This is a genomic window from uncultured Fenollaria sp., assembly GCF_934202865.1.
In the GTDB taxonomy this organism is placed as follows: Bacteria; Bacillota; Clostridia; order Tissierellales; family Peptoniphilaceae; genus Fenollaria.
Genome location: NZ_CAKPYL010000057.1, coordinates 1 through 8,282, shown reverse-complemented (window position 1 = coordinate 8,282; position 8,282 = coordinate 1). Strand labels below are relative to the sequence as shown.

6 protein-coding genes are annotated in these 8,282 nt (G+C 36.7%); all 6 read left to right on the top strand.

All coding sequences use genetic code 11. The features are described 5' to 3' along the window. On the top strand, positions 1 to 1,980 hold a 1,980-nt coding region (locus tag Q0E71_RS05975), incomplete at its 5' end, for an AAA domain-containing protein (RefSeq protein ID WP_294796987.1). 12 nt (positions 1,981 to 1,992) lie between these two features. Beyond that, a complete protein-coding gene (locus tag Q0E71_RS05970; RefSeq protein ID WP_294796986.1) occupies positions 1,993 to 3,429 on the top strand; it encodes a 4-alpha-glucanotransferase in 1,437 nt (478 codons plus the stop codon). Positions 3,430 to 3,600: 171 nt separating this feature from the next. Then, positions 3,601 to 5,388: a peptide ABC transporter substrate-binding protein gene (locus Q0E71_RS05965; RefSeq protein WP_294796985.1), complete on the top strand. Its 1,788-nt coding sequence runs from the start codon at positions 3,601 to 3,603 to the stop codon at positions 5,386 to 5,388. Between the two features lie 76 nt (positions 5,389 to 5,464). Beyond that, positions 5,465 to 6,394 carry an ABC transporter permease gene (locus Q0E71_RS05960; protein ID WP_294796984.1) on the top strand — a complete coding sequence of 310 codons (930 nt, stop codon included), beginning with the start codon at positions 5,465 to 5,467 and terminating at the stop codon, positions 6,392 to 6,394. Between the two features lie 13 nt (positions 6,395 to 6,407). Continuing rightward, complete coding sequence (locus Q0E71_RS05955; RefSeq protein WP_294796983.1) at positions 6,408 to 7,340, top strand: ABC transporter permease; 933 nt, start codon at positions 6,408 to 6,410, stop codon at positions 7,338 to 7,340. 10 nt (positions 7,341 to 7,350) lie between these two features. Beyond that, positions 7,351 to 8,282: ABC transporter ATP-binding protein (locus tag Q0E71_RS05950; protein WP_294796980.1), on the top strand; the 932-nt coding region annotated here is incomplete at its 3' end.

The following is an 8,282-nucleotide window of genomic DNA, read 5'->3' as shown; positions in this document are numbered from 1 at the left end:
GTTCAGTCCTTATTTAAGCTAATGCAAGACAAGGGCATCAACGTCAATAGTATCTTTGTCAACAATAAAGTTCTTTCACCGCACGATTCATTTATTAAAGAGATGAAGCTGATTAAAAATGACTTAAGAAAGTACATTGAGCTCGCTGATGAATATGATTTAAAATATATTCCTGCTAAGTCAAAGCTTGATGATACGCTTGATAAATTAAAAGTAGACGAGGACAATAAATCTGATTTACTCTTATTAATGAATACTGCGATTGAGACTAAGTACTACGACAGCTATAGAGATAGTTTTGAAAATCTTAAAAAGACTTATGAAAAGATTAAGATACTTAAGAAGAGAAATGAGCTTCTTGATGAATTGGCAGCTGTTGCACCTACTTGGAAAGAGTTTATATATAACCGCTTTGATATACATGGGCTTAAGGACGCACCTGAAAATATCGAAGAGAATTGGTATTACAAGCAATTTGACGGCATCATCTCAAAGATAAATAGAACGCCTTATGAAAAATACCAAAAGATGATGACTTGGTACAAGAAGCAGCTTTATGATATAACGAAAGAACTCGCTTCGAACATGGCATGGCACTCATTTATGCTTAAGATTAAGGACGATATAGAGAAGAAGCAAGCATTGCAAGGCTGGCAGCTAACTATGAAGAAGATTGGTAAAGGCACTGGCAAGCAAGCGATTGGCCTAAAGAAAGAGGCAAAAGAGCTTATGAAAAAGTGCCAAAGAGCTGTTCCTGCTTGGATCATGACCATTGACAAGGCACTTGAAAGTCTTGACTACAATCAAAAATTTGACTATCTAATCATAGACGAAGCATCTCAAGCGGACATCTCGGCTATACCTATACTTCAATTAGCGAAGAAGGCTATCATAGTCGGCGACGATGAGCAAGTTAGTCCACAAGCGGTCGGCATAGACCAAGACAAGCAAAGAAATCTTATAGATATGTATATCAAAGACAAGGTGGCCAACAGCCATCTATATGATTTAAACTCATCACTTTATGACATACTTAAGACAAGTTTCCCAGTCTTGACGCTTAAGGAACACTTCAGAAGCGTGCCAATGATAGCTGCTTACTCGAACTTCGTTTCATACGACGGCATAATCAAGCCGCTTAGAGAGTCATCTTCTACAAAGGTTCAACCAGCACTTAAATTAATTAAGGTAGATGGCACAAGAGATGAAGATAGAGTGAACGAGGCAGAGGCAAATTACATTGCAGATGAAATCCTAAGGATAAAGGATGAGCCTGATTATGAAGGCAAGACAATAGGCGTTATATCGCTTGCTAGCGAGGATCAAGCCAAGTTTATAGATAAGCTTCTTATAGAAAAGCTAAGTCTACAAGATTATGATAGGCTAAACATCTTATGCGGCAGGCCAGCTGCTTTCCAAGGCGACGAAAGAGACATCATCTTCTTAACGACAGTTGATTCGAACGATAAGGACGAAGCGATGAAGGTCTTAAACGAAGGCGCCTATGATGTGAACAAGAAGAAATACAACGTAGCCGTATCAAGGGCCAAGGACCAAGTAGTTTTAGCCACTTCACTTGATTACAAGAAGGACCTAAAGCTAGGCGATATTAGAAGAACGCTTATTGAGTTCTTTATAAACCCCGAGGACAAGATGGTCTTTGACAAGAGAAATAGATATGAGCTATCGTCATTTGAAGAAGACATCAAGAAAGAGCTTGAAGCAAGGGGCGTTGAAGTAAAAACTAATGTCGAAGCAGGTCTATATAACATAGCCTTACTCGCTATTAAAGACGATAAAAAATTTATAGTAGAAGCAGAAGGATCAGAATTTGATATAGATGACGAAACAATCATCGACCAAATGGAAAAGAGAGATATTTTGGAAAGAGTTGGCTGGAACTTCGTCAGCATCAGAAGTACAAAGTATTACTACGATCCATCAAAGGCGATAGATGATTTACTTAACGATATGAAGTAGAAGGTGATTTTTTTGAATACACTTAGAGAAGCAGGCATACTTTTACCTATAAGTATATTAAAGAGCAAATATAAGCACGGCACATTCAAAGACGCCATGAAGGCGGTTGATTTTTTGAATAAAGCAGGTCAAAAGATTTGGCATATCGAGCCCATCATGTATATGGACGGAGAATTAAGAAGCGAAAAAAATATTTCTCACTTCGCCCTTGACCCTATATACGCGGATTTAGATGAGTTCATCAACATGGGTCTACTTAGCACGGCCGAGATATTTAAGCTTGATGAAGAAGCTGAGAAAAAATTCGAAGCGCACGACAAAGATCTAATCAAGGCTGAAAAGATAAAAGCACTGCGCCTTGTATATAAAAGAGCTTACCAAGACTTCACGAAAGAGGCCATTTACCAGGACTTCATCAATGAAAATCAATATTGGCTAAAAGATTTCGCTTTATTCATGACTATATATAATAAGAAGAAAGTTTTTGAAGAATTTTCTGATGAAGAGATAAATATCGCCATTTACAAGGATAATATCGATGAAGAAATCGACGAAGAAGCGAAATTCCAAGAATTCGTTCAGTTCTTATTGTATAGGCAGTATCTTAAGTTAAAAAATTATGCCAATGGCTTAGGCGTAAAAATTTTGTGCGACGTTCCTTTTTATGCTAATGAAATATCTTCAGAGGCGTGGGCTAAGAAGGACTACTTCGAAGTCGACAAAAAGCTAAGACCACTTAATTACGCTATAAAAGCGTATGAACAAGACAAGGACTTAAATCAAATTGATAAACGATTGGTTTATAGTTTTGATTTTATCGCCTTCGACGGCTATGAATATATAAATGAAAAGTATTCTTATTATGCAAAGCTTTTTGATTATATTAGGTTAATCGATATTGAAGACTACGAGACAACAATCAAAGTCGATGCCAACACGATGGACATGGATACGGTCAGCGCAGAGAAGAATCCGATTGAAGAGATCTTTGCAGTTTTGAAAGAAAACTCTGTAGTGGATAGAGTCTTTACTGATTATATAAGATGCAATTCTAAGACAATAAACAAGATTATCAAAGACAATAAGATTACTCAAGCAAGAACTATACAGGATGCCTTTGACATCAATCCTAACTCGAAGAGCTTGCCACTTGATGTTGAGAAGAGCGCTCTTTATTACAGCTCCGACTTCACTACAAAGACGCTTGCTAGCTACCTTAACTCATCAAGCGATATGAGGCTTAGGGTGGAGGACTATACTAATAAGAAGAACTTTACTAACTATGACATCATTGAAAGGATGTATAGCTCGAACGCATCTAAAGTCATGATAGCTGTGTGGGATCTTGTTTCTGATATGACAATGAAGAGTGACGAGATCGATATTGATGAGATATGTCATACTTTAGTAAGACAAGTAAAACAGTACATGCTACAGTTTACTCGCTAGACGATAGCAGAAAATAGAATATATATGTCTATATGGTCTCGATATTGTGAACATTACTGTTCAATATCGAGGCTTATTTATTGATAATCTTTCAAAAAACTTGACATTCATAATAAGAAAGCTTATAATATTAATTGTAGATACTAATTTTATTTTAAGGAGGAAATTAAAATGAAAAGCAAAAAGTTTTTAGCTTTATTACTTGTATTAGTAATGGCTATAAGCGTACTAGCAAGTTGTAAGCCAGATGACCAACCAGCAGATGCTGAAAAACCAGCTGAAACAACTGACGAAAAAGACAATGGCAAGGAAGAAGCTCCTGCAGAAACAGGTGCTGTAACTGAAATGCCAACAGACGGTGAACCAGATGCTGATCAATATATCAACACATTTGATACAGCTCATCCAAACACACTAGACCCTGCTAAGGGAAGTGACTCATATGGTAACGGTATATTACTTAACATTCTTGAACCACTTGTAAGAATACAAGACGTTAAAGGACAAATGGGTTCAGTAGAATATGTACCAGCTGGAGCTGAAAGCTGGGATCTTTCTGAAGACGGTCTTACTTATACATTCCACATAAGAGAAGGAAACGTATGGAACGACGGTACTCCAGTAACTGCAAAAGACTATGAATATGGTATCAAGAGATGTATTGATCCAAGAACTGCATGTCCATATGCTAATAACACATACTATATCAAGGGAGCTGAAAAAGTTAACACTGCTAAATTAGCAGAAGGTCAAGAACCTGATTATTCAGAAGTAGGCGTAGTTGCTAAAGATGACAAAACTCTAGAAATCACTCTAGAACATCCAGTTCCATTCTTTATCGATATTGTAACAACAAGAATTTTCTTCCCACAAAGACAAGACTTAGTTGAACAATACCAAGACACTTACTCAACAAGTCCAGAAACTGCTCCACAATGTGGACCATTCATTCTAAAAGACTGGGTTATCAACTCTGAACAAAACTATGTTAAGAACGATAACTATTGGGATAAGGACAATGTAAAATTAAGCAAATACAAAGTATCTATAATCAAAGACTCAAACACTATTTTTAACGCACTTAAAGCAGGTCAAATCGACTACGCAGGTGTAGGCGATCCTAAGTGGAAAGGCGAATTCTTAAATAACCCTGACTACTACAGCACAGTAAGAGCTAACCCTGATACAACATATTTCATGTTTAACTGCAACGCAGATTCAAACACTTCAAACAACAAGGTTAGACAAGCTATCTCTATAGCACTTGACAGACAAGAATTAATCGATTCTTGCTACAACGGTGTTCCAACAGCTGCATTTGACTTCGTACCACCAGCAGTAACTTGCCAAGGTAAAGAATTCAACAAGCTAGGAGAAGGTTGGGTTAAGAAATTAGCTGAAGACAATCCAGATCCAAAGGCTTTATTTGAAGAAGGCGTTAAGGAAGCAGGTTTAGGAGATCCATCAAGCGTTACTATTAAGCTAATGGGTTCAGATACATCTCAAGAAGGAAGAACTTCTGGAGAATTCGTACAACAATGTCTAGAAGAAGCATTAGGATGCAAAGTAGAAGTAGATAACCAAGACTGGTCACAATTTATCAATGTCGTTAAAACTGGTAAAGGTTGGGATATTGCATGGTTAGCTTGGGGTGCAGACTTCAACGACCCATCAAACTTCCTAGAAACTTGTCATTCACAAACAGCTGCTTATCCTACAGGATACAAGAACGAAGAATTTGATAAGCTATTAGACGAAGCTAAAGTTGAACAAGACGCTGACAAACGTGTTCAATTATTCCACGATGCAGAAAAGATTCTTCTATATGATGACGCAGCTCTAAGCCCAGTAATTCACAGAATTGCTAACGTATTCAGAAGATCATATATCAGAAATGCTAACTATAGTTTCTTCTCAACTATGGGTATGTCAAGAATATTCACAAGCGGAAGAAAATAATTTTAACAAAATTTAATTTAAGTAAAGGGGATTTTTCCCCTTTTCTTAGGTTATAAGAAGAAATTAGGAGGATAATATGATAAAGTATATCGTAAAAAGAGTTGTTTACTTATTCATCACTCTTTTTATAATCACTACTGCAACATTTTATCTAATGCATACTATTCCTGGAGATCCTTTAACAGCAAGAGTACAAAAGAATTTACCAGAACAAGTTAGAATTAACTTTGAAAAGAAGTATGGTTTGGATAAGCCGTTGTATGAACAATACGGATTGTTCCTTAAAAACATGACTCAAGGAGACTTTGGCGAATCAATTACATATCCAGGTGTAAAGATAGCTGACAGAATTTTTAAAACTGCACCTATTTCAGGTGCTCTTGGTGGAACTGCCTTAGTTATAGGCTTTGTTTTAGGTATGGTGCTAGGTATCATAGCTGCACTAAACAGAGGCAAGTGGCCTGACTACCTAGTAATGTTCCTTGCAATCATAGGTATAGTACTACCATCATTCGTTTTAGCAACATTACTTCAATATGTTTTTGCTAACAAATTAGCATTATTACCAGTTATGGGCTGGGGATCAGTTAAGAATGCTGTTCTTCCTGTTATAGCTCTAAGCTTTGGTACTATAGCTACTTATGCAAGATACATGAGATCATCTGTACTAGAAGTTATTAACTCAGACTACATCTTAACTGCAAGAGCAAAGGGTGTAAGTGAGTTTAATATAGTAAGAAAGCATGTATTTAAAAACGCTTTCATTCCGTCACTAACTATACTTGGACCACAAATCGGCGGTATCTTCGCTGGTTCATTCGTTATTGAAAAGATATTCTCTATACCAGGATTAGGTTTCTTCCTAGTAACTTCAATCCAAGACAGAGACTATCCAATGATTATTTCATCTACAATATTCTTTGCATTCTTATTTGTTGTTGCAACACTTATTGTAGACGTACTATATGTTATAGTCGATCCAAGAATCAAACTTACAGAAGATTAATCAGGAGGTAAAAATGGAAGAAAAAGATTTAAAACTTACTCCTGAGATGTTCAAAAGGATACCAAAAAACGATGAAGAAGCAGAACTTATTGCTAGACCTTCAATATCTTTTTGGCAAGATGCATGGAGAAGATTAAAAGAAAATAAAGTAGCTATGCTAGCACTTGTTTTGCTAGGATTACTTATATTTTTAATTATATTTGGACCATACTTTAACAGCTATAGTCCTACAAAAATTCAGTCGAAATTAAAAGATATAACACCAAATTCACAATTCTGGTTCGGTACAGACAGCTCCGGCCGTGATATTTTCACAAGAGTTTTCTTTGCTGGTAGAACATCACTTATCGTTGGTGTTGCTGGTGCCTTGATATCAACTATAGTTGGTTTATTATATGGCGCTGTATCAGGTTATCTTGGCGGATTTGTAGATATGGCTCTTATGAGAATACTAGAAATTCTAGCATCTCTACCATATTTGCTAGTTGTTATCGTATTACAAATCAGACTTGAAACAAGAAACTTATGGACTTTGCTTTTAGCCCTTACTATAACAGGTTGGACAGGTACAGCTCGTATGGTTCGTGCTGAAGTTTTAAGAATAAAAGCACAAGAGTACGTTCTTGCGGCTAGAACACTTGGTGTTAGCTCATGGAAGATAATTACTAAACACTTAATACCAAACGCAATGCCTATACTTATTGTAGGTATAACATTTGACGTTCCAGGATTTATATTCTCAGAAGCCTTCCTATCATACTTAGGTATAGGTCTTCAATCACCTGCAACATCATGGGGTATTATGTGTTCTGAAGCGACAGCTACTTTCATGTATTTACCACATCAAATGTTCTTCCCATCACTAATGATAGCTATAACAATGTTATGCTTTACACTTCTTGGTGATGGACTTAGAGACGCACTTGATCCAAAACTAAGAAAGTAGGAGGCTAATGATGGAAAATAGAGAAAAACTATTAGATGTTAAAAATCTTAACGTTTCTTTCCATACTTACGCTGGAGAAGTAAAGGCTGTTAGAGGTTTAGACTTCCACCTTTATCCAGGTGAAACATTGGCTTTCGTAGGTGAAAGTGGATGCGGAAAGAGCGTTACAGCAAAATCACTAATGAGACTACTTCCAAAGGATAGTAGTGAAATTAAAAAAGAATCACAAATTATATTTAACGGTAAGAATGTCCTAGCTATGAACTCAAAAGAGTTAACAGACCTTAGAGGTAATGATATATCTATGATATTCCAAGACCCAATGACTTCTTTAAACCCAACAATGAGAATTGGTGACCAAATTAAAGAAGCATTAAAGATACACAGACATTTAAGCGGTGCTGAAGCTGACAAGGTTGCTACTGATTTACTTGAACTAGTTCAAATACCAGAAGCAAAGAACAGACTTAAATCTTATCCACACGAATTATCAGGTGGTATGAGACAAAGAGTTATGATTGCGATTGCACTTTCATGTAATCCAAAACTTCTTCTTGCAGACGAGCCAACAACAGCTCTTGACGTAACAATTCAAGCGCAAATCCTTGATTTACTTCAAGATCTTAAGAAGAGATTAAATACAGCCATCATACTTGTAACACATGACCTTGGCGTTGTTGCTAACTTTGCTGAGAGAATTCAAGTTATGTATGCAGGCGATATCATTGAAGAAGGAACTACAGATGAGATCTTCTACAACGCTAGACACCCATACACATGGGCTCTACTTAACTCAATACCAAAGGTTCACGCAAAAGATGTTGAACTAAGAGCACTAGGCGGTACACCACCAGATCTATTGCTACCACTACCAGGATGCCCATTTGCAGCTAGATGCTCTAGAGCTATGGAAATCTGTAAAAAGGTACATCCTCCTAAGAC

Excerpts from the sequence above, each read along its gene's own strand:
- Q0E71_RS05955 (WP_294796983.1), top strand. The coding sequence starts at position 6,408 with ATGGAAGAAAAAGATTTAAAACTTACTCCTGAGATGTTCAAAAGGATA.
- Q0E71_RS05965 (WP_294796985.1), top strand. The coding sequence starts at position 3,601 with ATGAAAAGCAAAAAGTTTTTAGCTTTATTACTTGTATTAGTAATGGCT.
- Q0E71_RS05960 (WP_294796984.1), top strand. The coding sequence starts at position 5,465 with ATGATAAAGTATATCGTAAAAAGAGTTGTTTACTTATTCATCACTCTT.